Raw genomic sequence first — 15542 nt, 5'->3', positions numbered from 1 at the left:
GCAGGCAGACACATGCCCACGACAGGCTGGGTCAAGACGGCGCAGGCGCAAGCGGGTAAAGTCGGGCGGGCCCGTTCTTCCTCCGGCCATGGCATCCCGTATCGTGAAACCCGAGCAACAATCCCGCCCCAACCGCTGGCCCGCCGTGCTGCGCTCCCTGCACCACCGCAATTTCCGCCTGTATTTCATCGGCCATGCGGTGTCCACCCTCGGCACCTGGGTGCAGACCGTGGCCCTGTCCTGGCTGGTCTACCGCCTGACCGGCTCGGCCGCACTGCTGGGCATCACCACCTGCGCTACCCTGCTCCCACAACTGCTGGTAGGCCCGATCGCCGGGGCCTGGATCGACCGCCACGACAAGCGCCGCCTGCTGATGAAGGTCGAAGCCATGCTCGGTGCCCAGGCCCTGTTGCTGGCGGCGCTGACCGGGCTGGAGTTGATCACGCCCACGCTGATCGTGATCCTCGCCACCACCCTGGGCATCCTCAATGCAGTGGACACGCCACTGCGCCAGTCCCTGCTCAGCCGCCTGGTGGACGACCGCGACGACCTGCCCAATGCCCTGGCCCTCAACGCCATGCTGTTCACCTGCTCGCGCTTTATCGGCCCGCCGCTCGCAGGCCTGCTCCTGGCGCTGACCGGCGAGGCGCTGTGTTTCGCTCTGAATGCGCTGTCCTATGGCGGGCTGATCCTCGGCCTGCTGCTGATCCGCCTGACACCGGGGGAAAAGGCCAGCGGCAGCATGCGCAACATGTTCCGCGAAGGGCTCGACTACGTGCTGGCCTCGCCCTCGTTGCGCGGCCTGATCTTCGGTGTGCTGATGGTCAACCTGACCGCCTCCACCTATGCCGTGCTGCTGCCGGTGTTCGTCCACGATATCTTCGCCGGCGACGCGCGCACCCTGGGCTGGCTGTGGGGTGCTGCCGGGCTGGGTTCGCTGTTGTCCACCGTGCTGCTGGCCGGCAACCAGAGCAGCGAGCGCCTGCGCGGACTGATCCTGTTCTCCGCGATCGCCAGCGCCCTCGGCCTGCTGCTGTTCGCCAGCAGCCGCAGCCTGCCGCTGTCGTTGCTGGCGATGCTGATCCTCGGCTTCGGCGTGACCATAAACAACGTCGGCACCAATATCCTGTTGCAAGGCCAGGCCCCGGAGGCGCTGCGCGGGCGCGTGGTGTCTATCTACACCTCGACCCGCTTCGGCTTCGATGCCATCGGCGGCCTGCTCGCCGGAATACTTGCCGCCCATATCGGCGGTCCCTGGGCGATGCATATCGCCGCCGCCCTGCTGGCCCTGTACTGCCTCTGGCAACTGTTGTTGCGTGCCCGTCCTGAATCCACCCTTGAGGAACCTGCCCCATGAGCGACCTGCTGCGTCAGCAACCGACCATCACCCTGCGCCTGGCCATGCAGGCCCTTGGCGCCGCCGTGGACTTCGCCGAACAGGCTGGCGTGCGGGTCAGCGTGGCGATCCTTGACGCCAGCGGCCAGCCGATCCACAGCGCCCATATGGACGGCGCGCCCAGGCCCTGCCAGACCATCGCCCTGAACAAGGCGCGGACCGCTTCCGGGTTTGGCGTGCCCACCTCGGCGTGGGAAGAGCGCCTGCAGAAGACCTCGCAGGCGGTACGCGAAGGGCTGCCACTGCAGGCGGACCTGGCGCTGTTCGGTGGTGGCGAGCCGTTCGTGCATCAGGGCCAGGTGATCGGTGCCATCGGCGTCTCGGGGGCGTCCGAGGCCATGGACGTGAACTGCGCCCGCGCCGCCGTGGACAAGGTCCGCGCGCTGCTGGAAGGCGCATGAACGGCGTCAGCACGGAAGAGCTCGGGCGTTACTGCCTGCACGCCTTCAGCCAGCAGGTGCCGGCCAGCCTGGCGGCGTTCTATCGGGTCGACGAGCAGTTGCTGGCCTGCGATTTCCAGTTGCTCGGCATGCAGCCGCCGATGCACCACCGCTATCTGGAACACTACCGCCATCTCGACCCGCTCAAGCCGGACAACTGCAAGGCCATCGGCTTGCCGGTGGTCTCGCTGCGCCAGGGGCTGGCTCATCACGATGCGGCCCATGGCCGTGAATACCTGGGTTTTCTCGACCAGCACCGGGTGGTGGATGTGGTGGAGATCATGGCCTGGGTCGACGGGCGGCTGGCGGCAGGGGTTTCGTTGTTGCGGGATGGTTCGCTGGGGGCGTTCAGGGTCGAGGAGCTGGAGCGCCTGTTGCCGCTGCACGGGTTGATGCAGATGGCGGCGCGGCAGTTGCCGGTAGCGGCGCCTGACCGGCTGGGCGGGTTGACGCCGAGGGAGCGGGAGATCGCCCTGCTGCTGCGTGACGGGGCCTGCAACAAGACCCTGGCGCGGCAACTGGAACTGGGCTTGCCGACGGTGAAGACCCATCTGATCAATCTGTTTCGCAAGGTGGGGGTGAGGAACAGGACGGAGTTGGTGGGGGTGTTGTTCCTTTAGTTTTCCGGCGCTGCTGATGGCCTCATCGCTGGCAAGCCAGCTCCCACAGGGATCGCGTGCACCGCAGAACCCTGTGGGAGCTGGCTTGCCAGCGATGAGGCCATTAGCAGCAACACATAATCCTGATCTAATCTCCCAGCTTGCCTCCAAAGGACTGCCCCGATGCCCCAAACCACCTACCAAGGCGGCTGCCTCTGCGGCTTCATCCGCTACAGCGCCCAAGGCCCCGCCGAGAAGCCCCACACCTGCTCCTGCCGCAACTGCCAGCAGCACAGCGGTGCCCTCACCACCCTCTGGGTCGAATTCCCCCGGGACCACATCGAATGGACCGGCCCAGGCGGCGCCCCTGCCCTCTACCGCTCCTCGGACTATTCCAGCCGCGCCTTCTGCCCGCGTTGCGGCAGCTCCCTCGGCGCGGTGGACGACGAACCGGTGATCGCCCTGCTGGTCGGCGGATTCGACGACCCGAGCGGCCCCGAGCTCAAGCCCGAATACCACTCCTTCGAAGACTGCCAGCCCGCCTGGTGGCGCACCTGACCACTCAGCCCCCTGGCCGCGTCTCCATCATCCGCAGCAGCGGCGCATATTCCGCGCGGCTCACCGGGGCGATGCTGCTGGCGTCCTGGGACGCGAGAAACGCCGCCAGCCCGTCCTGGTTCTCCAGCATCGCCTTGCGAATCAGCGCCTTGTACTCGGCGCAGAGATTGCCGCGGAATACGTAGGGGTCGTAGTAGATCCGCTCCGAGCGCCAGAGCACATTGAAGGTGTCCCGGTTGATCCTGCCGCTGTTGAGATAGGCATCGGCCCGCACGCTGGCGACGAACGCCGCATCCACCCGCCCTTCGAGCAAGGCGTCGATTGACTTGTCATGGGACCCGGAATACGCCACCGAACCGAAGAAGCGCGACAACGGCATGCCCACCTGGGCGGCGAACTCGACATTGGGCACCACGCTGCCCGAGGTGCTGGCCGGGTCGCTCAGCGCCCCGCGCTTGCCGCGCAAGGCTTCAAGATCTCCCGCAACCTCGCGTTTTGCCAGCAGCAATGCCTGATAGTGATGCCCCGCCGGGGTGAAGTAACCATTCTTGATCGCCAGGCTGGCGAACGGCTCGATCCGCGGATCACGCTGCTGCGCCAGCGCATAGGACGCCGGCCCCAGCCAGGCAATATCGACGCCACCGGAGACCACCGCATCCACCACGCTTTCATAGGACGACGCCGGAACGATGGACACCGGAATCCCCAACGTGTCGCTCAGCCGCTCCAGCAGCGGCTGATAGTCCTTCATCAGCTCTTCCATGCTCTTCTTCGGAATCACCGCGATGCGCAAGCTGGGCTGCCTGCACTCGGCGTAAACGGACAGGCTGAACAACGTGGCGAACATCAGGCAAAACAGTCGGGTCAGTGCTCGCATGCGGTTTCCGTCGCGTCCATGAAGGGAGGGTATTCGTGCAACTGGGCCACCGTCAGCGGCCGGCTGAAGTGGTAGCCCTGGGCATAATCACAACCGGCCAGGCGCAGATAGACCACCTGCTCGCGGGTCTCCACGCCCTCGGCCACCACCTCCAGCCCCAGACGCTTGGCGAGAATGATGGTGGACAGGACGATCGGGCTGTCGTCATGGCTGTTGGAGAGCTGGGCGATCAGCGAGCGGTCGATCTTCAGGCGGTTGATCGGCAGCGCCTGCAAATGGGAGAACCCGGAATAGCCCTGGCCGAAGTCGTCGAGGCTGATGCTCAGGCCGGCGTCACGCAGGGCCTTGAGGTGCTTGATGCCCTGGCCTTCGTCGTCGAGCACCGTGGTTTCGGTGATTTCCAGCTCCAGCCGGCGCGGGTCGACGCCATGCTGGCGGACCTCCTCCAGCAGCCGCGCACTGAAATCCGGCTGGCGCAGTTGCAAAGGCGAGACATTCACCGCCAGCCCCGAGGGAATCCCCCTTTCCTGCCAGCGCACCAGTTCCTCGCAGGCCAGGCGCAGCACTTCCCAGCCGAGGGCGACGATAAATCCGCTGCGTTCGGCCAGCGAGATGAAACGGTCCGGGTAAAGCAGGCCGAACTCCGGGTGCTGCCAGCGCACCAGGGCCTCGTAACCTTCCACCTGCATCGAATCGAAACGCACCTGCGGCTGGAAATGCAGGACGAACTGGCGCTCCTTCAAGGCCGAGCCAAAGGCCTGCTCCAGGGCGAACTCGCCGACATTGACCACGTTCAGCGACGGATCGAAGAAACGGTACTGCCCGCGCCCGGCCTGCTTGGCCGAGTACATGGCGGCGTCGGCATGGCGGATCAGCTCGTCCACCGACTGGCCATCCCGCGGGCAGATGCTCACGCCGATACTCGGGCTGCTGTTGAGTTCATGCTTGTCCAGGGAATAGGTGGCCGACAGCTTGTTCAGCAGCATGCGCACCCACAGGTCGATCTGCTCCTCGGTACGACTGCCGGCCAGCAGCACGACGAATTCGTCACCACCAAAACGCGCCGCTTCATCCCCCGGTTCCAGGGCCCGGCTGATGCGTCCGGCCACCGCCTGCAGGAGCAGGTCGCCGACCTTGTGGCCGAGGGAGTCGTTGATCGACTTGAAGCGGTCCATATCGATGAACAGGACCGCCATCAGGCGCCGCTTGCTGCGCTGCTCGCCCAGCACCCGCGCGGCGGTTTCCATGAACTGGCGACGGTTGTGCAGGCCGCTCAAGTGATCGGTGGCCGCCGCATGGCTGCTGCGCCGGTGTTCTTCTTCCAGGCGCTGGATCAGTTGCTGGTTGATGGTCTGGGCCTGCTCCAGGGCGGCGAAAGCTTCCTCGCGCTTGCCCAGCACGCGCCAGGTCCACAGCGCGCCACCGAGGACCAGCAGGGTCATGGCCAGGTTGAGCCAGAGCTGACGTTCGTATAGCGCCTGCGACGGCGCAAGGATCTCCTCCTCGCGCTGGCTCACGGCAATGCTGAAGCCCCGTGGCAGGACCTTGCGGAACAGGCTCTGGTAATGCCCGTCGAGGCTGTACTGGCTGACGCGCCCGGCGGCTTCGACGCTGTCCGGCAGCTCCGGCTTGAGCGCCTCGCCGGCCACCAGCACGCCGCTGTTGCCGATGCGCAGGCGCTCGTGGCCGGCGCTGTCGAGCAGGCGCATCAGGCCGCTGCTGCCCAGGTCGATATGCTGGAACAGCACCGCCAGGTAGCCGATATCCAGTTGCACCAGGAGGATGCTTTCGGCATCGCCCCGGGACGGATCGGTCAACGGCAGCAGGAATGGCAGACGCCAGTTGATCTCTTCGGCATCCTTGGCCGAAGCGTCCAGCGGCGGCAGGAAGGGCTTGAAGCCATAGCGGCTGGTATGTTCGCGCAGCGCACGCAGCCAGGGTTCGGGCAACTGGCCGGGTTCATCGCGGTGGCTGGCGGACAGCAGGCTGCCGTCGGCGCGGTACAGGCTCATGCGCTTGAGCACCGGGTCTTCGGCGAGCATGCGCACCAGGCTCAGGCGGCCCTGGCCACCGTCGCGCATATCGGCCTGGGCGGCACGGCCGATGGTCTGCGCACGATCCACCAACTGACTGAGGTTCTCGGCAGCCATGGTGGCCAGGTTGAGGTGTTCGGAGGCCTTGGCGGCCAGCGCTTCCTGCGCGGACGTGGCCTGCTGCTGGAAGAACAGCCCCCAGAGGAACAGCAGAATCGCCGCAGACGAGGAAAGCAGCAGGAACTGCAGCACATTGAGAGAGGAAAAAGATCGGCGGATCACTGCAATTCATTCCTGCCGCTGAGTGATGGCACATTACTACCGCTTTATGACAGCCAGATGACTGGTATACCGCCACCTCAACCATCCGGTTGATACCGCCCGACCGCCCTGCCCGGCACCATCACGGCTCCAATCAACAACAACGAGCCACCTCCCATGACCACCCATACCGACTGGATTTCCGTAGGCGCCCTGGCCGACGGTTTCGCCCCCGAAGCCTTTATCCTGCCGCGACTGGCCGAGCTGGCCGGGCAGCGCATGACCCTGAACTTCGCCAATGGCTGGTCCATCGAGCACCGCTTCGACGCCGAGCAACTGCACTGGCATGCCGCCGACGGCCACTCCACGGGCAGCGCGCCGTACCGCGCCACCTCGGTGCGTCCGGGCATCGTGCTGGTGGACTTCCTCAAGACCGAGAACGGCCAGACCTGGTCGATCTCCCTGGTCCTGGACACCCTGAGCCAGTCCTTCACCGCCGTGATCGGCAGCATGCCCGAGGCCGAGGAAACCCACCAAGGCATGTTCCACCGCGCCCTGTCCGGCAAGGCCCTGACCTGCGTCGAAGCGCAGTTCCTCCACGGCACCCTCGACCGCCCATGGCAAGACGGCGCCTGCCCGCACGCACTGACCACCGAGCTGGTGGGTATCCGCAACCGTTACCGCTACAGCCCGACCGAGGAATACGAGCACATCTACCTCAACGAGAACTTCTATACCTGGCAGTGCCTCAAGGGGGTCGAAAAAGGCCTCTGCGACACCGACCGCTGCCACTACTACAAGATTGCCGACGAGCTGTACCTGTTCGTCTGGCGCGAGAAGATCATCCCGACCCTGGGCCTGGTGATGATCGACCTGCGCGAGCACCGCAGCGACGGCAAGATCTTCGGCCATGCCGAAGGCGGCTTCGAGGCCTTCAGCAACTTCCCGGTGTCGTCCTACTGCAACCTGATCAACACCACGGTCCACGACAAATGAGCCGCACCGTGCTGGTGACCGGTGCCGGCAGCGGCATCGGTGCAGCCTGCGCGCGGCGCCTGGCGGCGGCCGGCGACCAGCTGGTGCTGGTTGGCCGGCGCCGCGAGGCACTGGAACAGGTGGCAGCGGACACCAATGCCCTGGTGCTGGCCGGCGATGCCGCCGACAGCGCCACCTGGCACGGTTTCGTCGAGCAGATCCGCGCCCGCTTCGGCGGCCTCGATGCGTTGGTCTGCTGTGCTGGCGGGCATGGCCTGGGCACGGCGCTGGACACCGACGACGCCGCCTGGGAAGCCGCCATGCGCGGCAATCTGCACAGCGCCTTCCACAGTGCCCGGGCCTGCCTGCCGCTGCTGATCGAGCGGCGCGGCAGCATCGTCCTGCTCGGCTCCATCGCCTCATTGGCGGCGGGTCCGGAGGTGTGCGGCTACACCACCGCCAAGCATGCCCTGGTGGGGCTGAACCGCTCCCTGGCGCGGGACTTCGGGCCGCAGGGTGTGCGGGTCAACTGCGTCTGCCCGGGCTGGGTGCGCACGCCGATGGCCGATGCCGAGATGCAGCCGCTGATGGAGCGTTACGGCGAAGACCTCGATGCGGCCTACGCCCGGGTCACCGCCGACGTGCCACTGCGCCGCCCGGCCACGGCGGACGAGATCGCCGCGCTGTGCCAATTCCTGGTCAGCAGCGAGGCGTCGATCATCACCGGGGCGGTGATTGCGGCGGACGGTGGTTCGACCATCGTCGACGTGCCGACCCTGGCTTTCACCCGCATGGAGAACGACGCATGAATGCACGCTTCGATTTCAGTGGCCAGCAGGTGCTGGTCACCGGCGGCGCCCAGGGTATCGGCCGGGCCATCGTCGAGGGCTTTGCCCGGGCCGGGGCCGAGGTGCTGATCGCCGACCTCAACCTGGCCGGTGCCCAGGCGCTGGCCGATGAGCTGAATGGCCAGGGCCACCGGGTCAGCGCCAGCGGTATCGACCTGGCCGACCGCCAGGGCATCGCCGGCCTGCTGGCGGGCCTGCCGCGCCTCGATGTGCTGGTGCACAACGCAGCGTACTTCCCGCTGACGCCGTTCGAGCAGATCGACGAACCGCTGCTGCGCCGGACCCTGGACGTGAACCTGTCGGCGCTGTTCTGGTTGACCCAGGGCGCGCTGCCGCTGTTCCGTCGCCAGGGTCGCGGCAATGTGCTGGTGACCTCCTCGGTCACCGGGCCGCGGGTGGCCTATCCCGGGCTCAGTCACTACGCCGCGTCCAAGGCCGGGGTCAACGGCTTCATCCGCAGTGCGGCGCTGGAGCTGGCGGCCCATGGCGTGCGGGTCAACGGCGTCGAGCCGGGGATGATCCGTACCCCGGCCATGGGCAACCTGGGCGACGACGGCCTCAATGCGCGGATCGCCCGTGGCGTGCCCCTGGGTCGCCTGGGCGAGCCGGAGGATATCGCCGCGGCGATGCTCTTCCTCGCCTCGGACAATGCCGCCTATATCACCGGCCAGACCCTGATCGTCGATGGCGGCGCAACGCTGCCGGAAACCATGGCGGCACTGGACTGAAGACTGGCCATTGCGGTCAAGAGCGCTGGCAGCCACGAACAAGACTTGCCCCGACTGCCAGCGCCCTAATAGCCACTGATCTGCCAAACAAGAACCGCATTGGGGAAGCACACATGGACAAGCAACACCGCCTGTTACCACTGGCCCGGGCCGTCGGCCTGAGCCTTGCCAGCCTGGCAGCGGCGCAACCGGCCCTGGCCTACGAGCTGTACGCCGACGAAGACACCCACCTCAACGCCGATATGCTCGCGGTGTACGGCATGTTCAACAGCCGCAAGAACTACGACGGCAGCAGCGGCGGCTCGACCTGGCGCGAAGGCTTCATCAAATACGGGGTCAGCGGCGACCAGGGCCTGGGCGGCAACGGCACCTTGTACGGCACCTTCAACCTGGTCAGCTCGGCGACCTGGGGCGATGGCGATGCCGCCGGCAATACCGATGGTTCCGAACGCACCACCAAGATCGAGGATGCTTTCCTTGGCTGGCGTTCCGGCGACCTGTTTCCGGCCCTGGGCAAGGATGGCGTGGACTTCTCCGCCGGGCGTCAGGTGGTCAAGCTGGGTAGCGGCTTCCTGATCAACGACGACGGTCCCAACCTCGGCAAGGGCCCGGCGGACGGCGCATTGAACCGTGGCGGCGCCTACTACCTGGCAGCCCGTCATGCCTTCGACCGTACCGCCGTACTGAAACTCGGTGGCCAGGACGGCCTGCACGGCAGCGTGGTCTGGCTGAAATCCGACAACCGCGCCCAGGCCGAAACCGAACTGGCGGCGGGTACCCTGGACTACACCGCCGAAGCCGGCACCCTGGGCCTGACCTGGGTGCATGGCCTCGACGTGGTCGACCAATGGGCCAGCGACTTCCAGAAAGAGCGGGAGAACATGGACGTCTACAGCCTGCGTGGCGAAGGCAATGCGGGCATCGAGAATGCCAGCTTCGCCTTCGAATACGCCTGGCAGGACAAGGACGCGGGCCCGGAAAAAGCCTGGTACGCCGAAGCGGGCTATACCTTCGCTGATGTCGCCTGGTCGCCCAAGGTCACCTATCGCTATACCCGTTACTCCCAGGGTTGGGACTCGCTGTTCACCGGCCTGAGCACCGGTTACGGCACCTGGTTCCAGGGTGAAGTGGCGGCCAACTATTCGGGGCCGTTCAACAGCAATACCGGTATCCATCATGTCGGCCTCAAGGCCACGCCGCTGGAGAACCTGACCGTGGGCGCGCTGTACTTCGATTTCCATACCCTGAGGACCCGCGACACCCTGAATCTCGATGCCCGCGAGCTGGATTTCTATGCGGAATGGGCGGTGAACGAGCACCTGATCATCAGCCCGGTGATCGGCTTGTACCAGCCGAAGAAGGATGAGACGACCGGGGGGAATCAGGTGGGGGGGAATGGGACCAATGTTTATAGCCAGCTGACGGTGGCGGTACCGTTCTAGATCTTCATTGCTCTTGAGGGCCCTATCGCTGGCAAGCCACACAGGTACAGCGGTGCACGCGGTCCTTGTGGGAGCCAACTGACTGTGGCGGTACATTCTAGATCTCTATTGCTCTTGAGGGCCTCATCGCTGGCAAGCCAGCTCCCACAGTGTCCGCGGCGCTGCCGAACCCTGTGGGAGCTGGCTTGCCAGCGATGAGGCCCGAGAGAACACCTCAACCATCCGCCTTCTTGTCCGCCGTCTCCTGCTTCACCAACTGCTGTTCCCGGTCGCCCCACAGCCGGTCCTGCTCGGCCTGGAACTTCGCCTGGAACTCCTGGATCCGCTCCATACCGTCCGCCGCCTGGGCCGTGCCGACCATTGCCGACAACAGACCCGCCACCGCCATCACCTTGAGCATCCGCATCACTCACCTCGAGCATTCCGGGCGCACCAGGAAAGTGGCCCTTGTTGCGAGCCAGTCTATGGAGCAACAGCTAACGCCAAGGTGAGGCGCGGATGACAATTTCGAAAGCTTCAGTAGCGCCGCGTGCTCATCAGCTCATCCAGCACCCGGTTCGGCACGCGGAACGGAATCGCCGCATGGTCCTCCCCCGCCTCGATCTGCAGGTCACTGCGCAAGCCATACTGCGACAGGTTCTCCAGACGCAGTTGCAACGAGCGTACATCCTGGATCTCCTGGGGCATCTCCCGGTCGCCAGCGCTGAGGCTCAGGCTGCGGTGGATCAGGTCCAGCTTGCCGGCATGGGCCTTGGCGGTGAACGCCCGCTCATGGGCCAGCAGGAAGCGGTCCTGCCACCACAGGCTCGGGCTGATCGCCACGTAGTGCTGGAACAGCTCGGGCCGGGTGAACAGCGTATAGATGGCGAACATCCCGCCGAACGAATGGCCGACCAGGCTGCGCTGGTCCTGGTCGATCTTGAAGCGCTGGTTGACCTTGGGCATCAGGCGCTTCTCGATGAAGTCGAGGAACACATCCTGCCCGCCCTGGGGCGGATCGTTGCGGTCGGCCGGAGCCGGCGGCGACAGATCGTAGGCGCGGCGAACGAAATCCAGCGGCGTGTCGCTCGGGTAACCGATCGCCACCAGTACCGCCCCGCGCAGGCGGCCCTGGGCGCGCTTGGCGGCATGGAAGGCCGGGAAGTAGGCATTGCCGTCGAGCAGGTAGATCACCGGGTAGCCGCCGGTCCAGGGCACATCGCCCTCCGGCAGGCTGACCATGATCCGGTACTCGCGCCCCTCGGCACTTTTCATCGTCCATTGCTCGGTGCCATCCAGGGTCACCGGCTCGGCCCGGGCCAGCCCGCTGAACAGCAGGACCGCCAGGCTCATCATCCAGGTACGCAGCATGTCCGTTCCTCCCCTTACCAGCGATAGCTGAGGCTGGTGACCACGCTGCGCGCTTCGCCGCGGTAGCAGTAGCCGTCCTGGCAATTGATGAAGCGCTCATCGAACAGGTTGCGCGCATTGACGCCCACCCGCACGCCGTCGAGACCGCCGCCGAAGTCGTAGTGCACGCCGGCATCGACCAGGGTGTAGCCCTCGTTCTTCACCAGGTTGGCCGCGTCGCCATAGGTGCTGCCGGTGTAGCGCGCACCACCGGAAATGCCGAAGCCGAACGGCAGCTTGTAGTCCAGCCACAGCGAGGCCAGGTGGCGCGGCACGTTCTTCGGCACCTTGCCCTGGTCGCCGTTGTTGCCCTTGGTCACCTCGGCATCGTTGAAGGCGTAGCTGGCGGTCAGGCGCAGGTTGTCGTTGACGTCGGACACCGCTTCCAGCTCAAGCCCACGGGACACCTGCTCGCCGGTCTGCACGTTGTTCAGCGGGTTGACCAGGTCGCGGGTCTGCACGTTGCTCTGGGTCAGGTGGTAGAGCGAGGCGGTCAACAGCGTGCTGCTGCCCGGCGGCTGGTATTTCACGCCAACTTCGTACTGCTTGCCTTCGGTGGGCCTGTACGGCTGGCCCGTGGCGTTCACGCCGCTGACCGGCAGGAACGAGGTGGCGTAGCTGGCATAGGGCGCCAGGCCGTTGTCGAACAGGTAGAGCACGCCGACCTGGCCGGTGGTGGCCGAGTCGCTGGTGGTGCTGTTGATATCGGTGAGGTTGTCGTCACGCCGCACATGCACCCAGTCGCGGCGCAGGCCGGCGGACAGGCGCCATTGATCGAGTTCGATCTGGTCCTGCACATAGGCGCCCATGCGGTGTTCGAGGCCGTCCCGGTCGGCCAGCGGCGAGGTCGGCTTGGCCACCGGCTGGTGGTAGTCGGGGTTCCAGCGGTCGATGGTCGGCGCGGGGCCCATGGCATAGAGCAGCGAGGTGTCGAGCCAGGCATAGTCGACACCGCTGACCACGGTGTGGTGCAGGTTGCCAGTGGCGAAGCGGCTGACCAGGCGGGTGTCGGTAGACAGGGAGTTCATGTCCTCGTACAAGCCCACGGCGGAGCGTTCGAGGATATGCCCGTCGATAACCGCGGTCGGCTGCAGGTACTGGTTGGTGGTGCTGACCTGGCCGTAGCGCAGGTTCTGCTGGACGCTGAAGGTGTCGTTGAAGGCGTGCTCGAACTCGTAGCCGAAGGTCCACTGGCGCTGGTGCAGCTTGTCGAAGTACTCGTCGCCCTGCCAGAAGTGGGTCAGGTGGTCGCCTTCCTGGAGCATCATCGGCGAGGCAGCGGTCTGGCGTTCCTGGTACTGGGCCAACAGGGTCAGGCTGGTGTCCGGGTCGATCTGCCAGCTCAGGGATGGCGCCAGCAGGCGCGAATCGTTGTCCATCTGGTCGACCGAGTAGCCGGAGTCGCGGTACAGACCGACGGTACGGAACAGCACGTCGCCGGCCTCGTCCAGCTTGCCGCCGATATCGAACTGGCCCTGCTGGTGATCGTAGCTGCCGCCCTGCACCTGCACTTCGTTCTTTGCCAGCAGGCTCGGGCGCTTGCTGACCCGGTTGACCATGCCGCCGGGGCTGATCTGGCCGTAGAGCACCGAGGCCGGGCCCTTGAGCACCTCGATGCGCTCCAAGGCATAGGCCTCGGTGGAGTACAGCGACAGCCAACCGCTGCCGGGCTGGCGCAGGCCGTCGAGGAAGTCGGCAGCGATGGTGGTCTCGAAGCCGCGCACCTGGATGTTGTCGAAACGTGGGTCCAGTCCCGAACTGCCGACCCGCACCCCGGCGCTGTAGGCCACCGCGTCCTCGACCTTGTTGACCTTGCGGTCGTTGATCTGCTCGGCGGTGACCACGCTGACGCTCTGCGCGGTTTCCAGGATCGGCCGCTCACTCTTGGTGGCGCTGCTGGCATTGCTGGCGAAATAGCCGGTGACCGGGGCGAAGGCGCTTTGCATCGAGGTGCTTTCGATGCTGGTCGGCGCCAGTTGCAGGCTGGCCTCGGTATCACGCAGCACCACGTAGCCGGAGGCGGTCTTGTGCGCCACCAGGCCGCTGCCCTTGAGCAGCCGGTTCAGGCCGTCTTCCAGCGAACCGCCGCCACCGAGGCCGGCGGTGCTCAGGCCGCGCACATCATCGGGGGCGAACGACAGGGTGATCCCGGAGCGTTCGGCGAAACTGCTCAGGGCCTGGGCCAGCGGACCGGCGGCTACGGCCGGTGCTACCGGGGTTTCGGCGCGGGCCGGCAGGCTGGCGACAGCGCCACCCAGGGCCAGGGCCAGGCACACGGCGCGGGACAGGGAGCGAGGCTGGAAAGGGATCGACGGGGGACTGTTACGGCGCATTCAGGAGTCCAATAAGGGAAGTGATATCCCATAACCGGACGAGTCCATGAAGTCCGACAAAAAAATTTCAGCTGGCGTCTATGCCGGCACTACCCGTACCCACCAGCGGGTGCGCTCGACCACTTTCACCGGCAGCAGATGGCTGATGTTGTCCAGCAGCGACGCCGGATCATCGAGGCGGAACACCCCGGACAGGCGCAGGTCGGCGATCCGCTCGTCGCAGCCCAGCCAGCCATGCCGGTAGCGCCCGGCCTCGGTGAGGAATTCGCCCAGGCGGATATCGTTGACCACCAGCAGGCCACGGCTCCAGGCGAACGGGTCGAGGGGGCTCTTGCCCAGCACCGTCATCGCCGACGTTGACACGCCAAGCCCCTCGCCCGCCAGCACGCGGCGCTGGCCGACCGGCGAGGTGACCAGCACCTCGCCGCGATCGACGCGGATCTCGCTGTAGCCATCGCGCTCGCGCAACGACACCCGCGCCTCGCGGCCGCTGCACTCGGCGAAGCGGCAGCGCGCATGCCAGCGCGCACCGTCCAGCAGCACTTCGCCGGACAGCAGCAACAGTTCGCCGCCCTGCACGTCCACCGAGCTGTCGCCGTTGAGGGTGACCCGGGTGCCATTGCCGAGGTTGATCTGCCGGCGCTCGCCCAGGTGGGTGATGTAGTCGGCATGCCAGGCCGGTGGTGCGCTGACCGCCGCCAGGGCCGTGCCGCCGGCGACCAGGCCGAGCATCTTGAGCATCCTGCGCCGGCTGAGATCGGCGGAGGCACGCTGGAGCAGCGGGATACTCTGCTCGGCCCGGGGCAACTGGCTGGACTGAAACATCCCGGCCATCTGCTGCAGGCGTTGCCAGGCCAGTTGATGACGCGGGTCGCGGCGCAGCCAGTCATTGAACGGGGCCTGCAACTCGGGGTGGCCGCGCAGGCGCATCTGCCAGTCGATGGCGGCACGCACCACGCTTTCCGGCAGGCGGCTCATGGTGTTGCCTCGAAACACAGGCGGTAACAGTGCAGCAGGGCATTGGCGACATGGCGTTCCACGGTACGGCTGGACACGCCCAGTTGCGCGGCGATCTGCGCGTGGGTCAGGCCGCCGAGCTGGTACAGCAGGAAGGCTTCGCGGGCCGCCGGCTTGAGGCCTTCGAGCATCTGCGCGATGCGCTCCAGGCATTGCAGGGCTTCATGGCGGACTTCCGGCGAGGGGTAGCTGGCTTCCGGCAGATGGGCCAGGGCTTCGAGGTAGGCACGCTCCAGGGCATCGCGGCGCCAGTGGTCGATCACCAGGCCGCGGGCGATGCGCGCCAGCAGGGCGCGGGGCGAGCGGTTGGTGACCGGCTGGTTGCGCACCAGCAGGCGCACGAAGGTGTCCTGGGCGAGGTCCGCGGCCTGCTGCGAACAGCCCACCGAACGCCGCAGCCAGCCGTTCAGCCAGCCGTGATGGGTGCCGTAGAGCACGTCGAAAGGCACGATGGAATCCGCTTCATGTAGCGACATGGCACCCCCTTCGGAACCAGAGCGGCTGAAATACGGGGGCACATTAATAGCGAATCATTCTTATTTCAATATGTAGATTTGTGTTGTTCTTACTGGCCTCATCGCTGGCAAGCCAGCTCCCACAGGGTCCGCGGTGCATGAGATACCTGTGGGAGCTGGCTTGCCAGCGA

Annotated in this window: 15 protein-coding genes; 8 read left to right on the top strand and 7 right to left on the bottom strand. The window is 66.2% G+C overall.

The window, feature by feature from the left end; all coding sequences use genetic code 11:
• Positions 1-88 precede the first annotated feature (88 nt).
• From PSEMO_RS24890 to PSEMO_RS24875, 4 genes are all read left to right on the top strand, one after another.
• Positions 89-1357 (top strand): MFS transporter, encoded by a 1269-nt coding sequence (locus PSEMO_RS24890; RefSeq protein WP_075805591.1) that lies wholly within the window; start codon positions 89-91, stop codon positions 1355-1357.
• A complete protein-coding gene (locus PSEMO_RS24885; RefSeq protein WP_075805590.1) occupies positions 1354-1797 on the top strand; it encodes a GlcG/HbpS family heme-binding protein in 444 nt (147 codons plus the stop codon). Before PSEMO_RS24890 ends, PSEMO_RS24885 begins: the two co-directional genes overlap by 4 nt.
• Complete coding sequence (locus PSEMO_RS24880; protein ID WP_075805589.1) at positions 1794-2456, top strand: helix-turn-helix transcriptional regulator; 663 nt, start codon at positions 1794-1796, stop codon at positions 2454-2456. Before PSEMO_RS24885 ends, PSEMO_RS24880 begins: the two co-directional genes overlap by 4 nt.
• Positions 2457-2618: 162 nt before the next feature.
• The gene (locus tag PSEMO_RS24875; protein WP_075805588.1) at positions 2619-2993 is read left to right on the top strand and encodes a GFA family protein; all 375 of its coding nucleotides are present in this window, start codon (positions 2619-2621) and stop codon (positions 2991-2993) included.
• A gap of 4 nt (positions 2994-2997) precedes the next feature.
• Here PSEMO_RS24875 and PSEMO_RS24870 read toward each other — a convergent pair whose 3' ends face one another.
• Together PSEMO_RS24870 and PSEMO_RS24865 are read right to left on the bottom strand one after the other, a co-directional pair.
• The gene (locus PSEMO_RS24870; protein WP_075805587.1) at positions 2998-3870 is read right to left on the bottom strand and encodes a phosphate/phosphite/phosphonate ABC transporter substrate-binding protein; all 873 of its coding nucleotides are present in this window, start codon (positions 3868-3870) and stop codon (positions 2998-3000) included.
• On the bottom strand, positions 3858-6185 hold the full coding sequence (locus PSEMO_RS24865) for a putative bifunctional diguanylate cyclase/phosphodiesterase (RefSeq protein WP_075805586.1): 2328 nt from the start codon (positions 6183-6185) through the stop codon (positions 3858-3860). Before PSEMO_RS24865 ends, PSEMO_RS24870 begins: the two co-directional genes overlap by 13 nt.
• A gap of 156 nt (positions 6186-6341) precedes the next feature.
• Between PSEMO_RS24865 and PSEMO_RS24860 the strand changes: the two genes are divergently transcribed.
• From PSEMO_RS24860 to PSEMO_RS24845, 4 genes are all read left to right on the top strand, one after another.
• The gene (locus tag PSEMO_RS24860; RefSeq protein ID WP_075805585.1) at positions 6342-7160 is read left to right on the top strand and encodes a molybdenum cofactor biosynthesis F family protein; all 819 of its coding nucleotides are present in this window, start codon (positions 6342-6344) and stop codon (positions 7158-7160) included.
• Complete coding sequence (locus PSEMO_RS24855) at positions 7157-7948, top strand: SDR family NAD(P)-dependent oxidoreductase (RefSeq protein WP_075805584.1); 792 nt, start codon at positions 7157-7159, stop codon at positions 7946-7948. The genes PSEMO_RS24860 and PSEMO_RS24855 overlap by 4 nt, the downstream gene beginning before the upstream one ends.
• Positions 7945-8715 carry an SDR family oxidoreductase gene (locus PSEMO_RS24850; protein WP_075805583.1) on the top strand — a complete coding sequence of 257 codons (771 nt, stop codon included), beginning with the start codon at positions 7945-7947 and terminating at the stop codon, positions 8713-8715. The genes PSEMO_RS24855 and PSEMO_RS24850 overlap by 4 nt, the downstream gene beginning before the upstream one ends.
• Positions 8716-8828: 113 nt before the next feature.
• Positions 8829-10157, top strand: a complete 1329-nt coding sequence (locus PSEMO_RS24845) for a hypothetical protein (protein WP_075805582.1) — start codon at positions 8829-8831, stop codon at positions 10155-10157.
• A 214-nt stretch (positions 10158-10371) separates the two neighbouring features.
• Here the strand turns inward: PSEMO_RS24845 and PSEMO_RS24840 are convergent, their stop codons facing one another.
• The 5 genes from PSEMO_RS24840 to PSEMO_RS24820 all read right to left on the bottom strand — a co-directional run bounded on the left by PSEMO_RS24840 (position 10372) and on the right by PSEMO_RS24820 (position 15372).
• The gene (locus PSEMO_RS24840) at positions 10372-10563 is read right to left on the bottom strand and encodes a hypothetical protein (protein ID WP_075805581.1); all 192 of its coding nucleotides are present in this window, start codon (positions 10561-10563) and stop codon (positions 10372-10374) included.
• A gap of 110 nt (positions 10564-10673) precedes the next feature.
• Entirely contained in the window at positions 10674-11507 is an 834-nt protein-coding gene (locus PSEMO_RS24835; protein WP_075805580.1) for an alpha/beta hydrolase, read from the bottom strand.
• Between the two features lie 14 nt (positions 11508-11521).
• Positions 11522-13879, bottom strand: a complete 2358-nt coding sequence (locus tag PSEMO_RS24830) for a TonB-dependent siderophore receptor (RefSeq protein ID WP_075805579.1) — start codon at positions 13877-13879, stop codon at positions 11522-11524.
• 78 nt (positions 13880-13957) lie between these two features.
• The gene (locus PSEMO_RS24825) at positions 13958-14857 is read right to left on the bottom strand and encodes a DUF4880 domain-containing protein (RefSeq protein WP_075805578.1); all 900 of its coding nucleotides are present in this window, start codon (positions 14855-14857) and stop codon (positions 13958-13960) included.
• On the bottom strand, positions 14854-15372 hold the full coding sequence (locus PSEMO_RS24820; protein ID WP_075805577.1) for a sigma-70 family RNA polymerase sigma factor: 519 nt from the start codon (positions 15370-15372) through the stop codon (positions 14854-14856). The genes PSEMO_RS24825 and PSEMO_RS24820 overlap by 4 nt, the downstream gene beginning before the upstream one ends.
• Positions 15373-15542 lie beyond the last annotated feature (170 nt).

Source organism: Pseudomonas putida, assembly GCF_001941965.1.
GTDB classification, from domain to species: domain Bacteria; phylum Pseudomonadota; class Gammaproteobacteria; order Pseudomonadales; family Pseudomonadaceae; genus Aquipseudomonas; species Aquipseudomonas putida_L.
This window is presented reverse-complemented; position numbering and strand designations above follow the sequence as displayed.

What these genes read in the sequence shown, in the direction of transcription:
- PSEMO_RS24890 (WP_075805591.1), top strand. Translation starts at nt 89, where the DNA reads ATGGCATCCCGTATCGTGAAACCCGAGCAACAATCCCGCCCCAACCGC.
- PSEMO_RS24885 (WP_075805590.1), top strand. Translation starts at nt 1,354, where the DNA reads ATGAGCGACCTGCTGCGTCAGCAACCGACCATCACCCTGCGCCTGGCC.
- PSEMO_RS24880 (WP_075805589.1), top strand. Translation starts at nt 1,794, where the DNA reads ATGAACGGCGTCAGCACGGAAGAGCTCGGGCGTTACTGCCTGCACGCC.
- PSEMO_RS24875 (WP_075805588.1), top strand. Translation starts at nt 2,619, where the DNA reads ATGCCCCAAACCACCTACCAAGGCGGCTGCCTCTGCGGCTTCATCCGC.
- PSEMO_RS24870 (WP_075805587.1), bottom strand. Translation starts at nt 3,870, where the DNA reads ATGCGAGCACTGACCCGACTGTTTTGCCTGATGTTCGCCACGTTGTTC.
- PSEMO_RS24860 (WP_075805585.1), top strand. Translation starts at nt 6,342, where the DNA reads ATGACCACCCATACCGACTGGATTTCCGTAGGCGCCCTGGCCGACGGT.
- PSEMO_RS24855 (WP_075805584.1), top strand. Translation starts at nt 7,157, where the DNA reads ATGAGCCGCACCGTGCTGGTGACCGGTGCCGGCAGCGGCATCGGTGCA.
- PSEMO_RS24850 (WP_075805583.1), top strand. Translation starts at nt 7,945, where the DNA reads ATGAATGCACGCTTCGATTTCAGTGGCCAGCAGGTGCTGGTCACCGGC.
- PSEMO_RS24845 (WP_075805582.1), top strand. Translation starts at nt 8,829, where the DNA reads ATGGACAAGCAACACCGCCTGTTACCACTGGCCCGGGCCGTCGGCCTG.
- PSEMO_RS24840 (WP_075805581.1), bottom strand. Translation starts at nt 10,563, where the DNA reads ATGCGGATGCTCAAGGTGATGGCGGTGGCGGGTCTGTTGTCGGCAATG.
- PSEMO_RS24835 (WP_075805580.1), bottom strand. Translation starts at nt 11,507, where the DNA reads ATGCTGCGTACCTGGATGATGAGCCTGGCGGTCCTGCTGTTCAGCGGG.
- PSEMO_RS24830 (WP_075805579.1), bottom strand. Translation starts at nt 13,879, where the DNA reads ATGCGCCGTAACAGTCCCCCGTCGATCCCTTTCCAGCCTCGCTCCCTG.
- PSEMO_RS24825 (WP_075805578.1), bottom strand. Translation starts at nt 14,857, where the DNA reads ATGAGCCGCCTGCCGGAAAGCGTGGTGCGTGCCGCCATCGACTGGCAG.
- PSEMO_RS24820 (WP_075805577.1), bottom strand. Translation starts at nt 15,372, where the DNA reads ATGTCGCTACATGAAGCGGATTCCATCGTGCCTTTCGACGTGCTCTAC.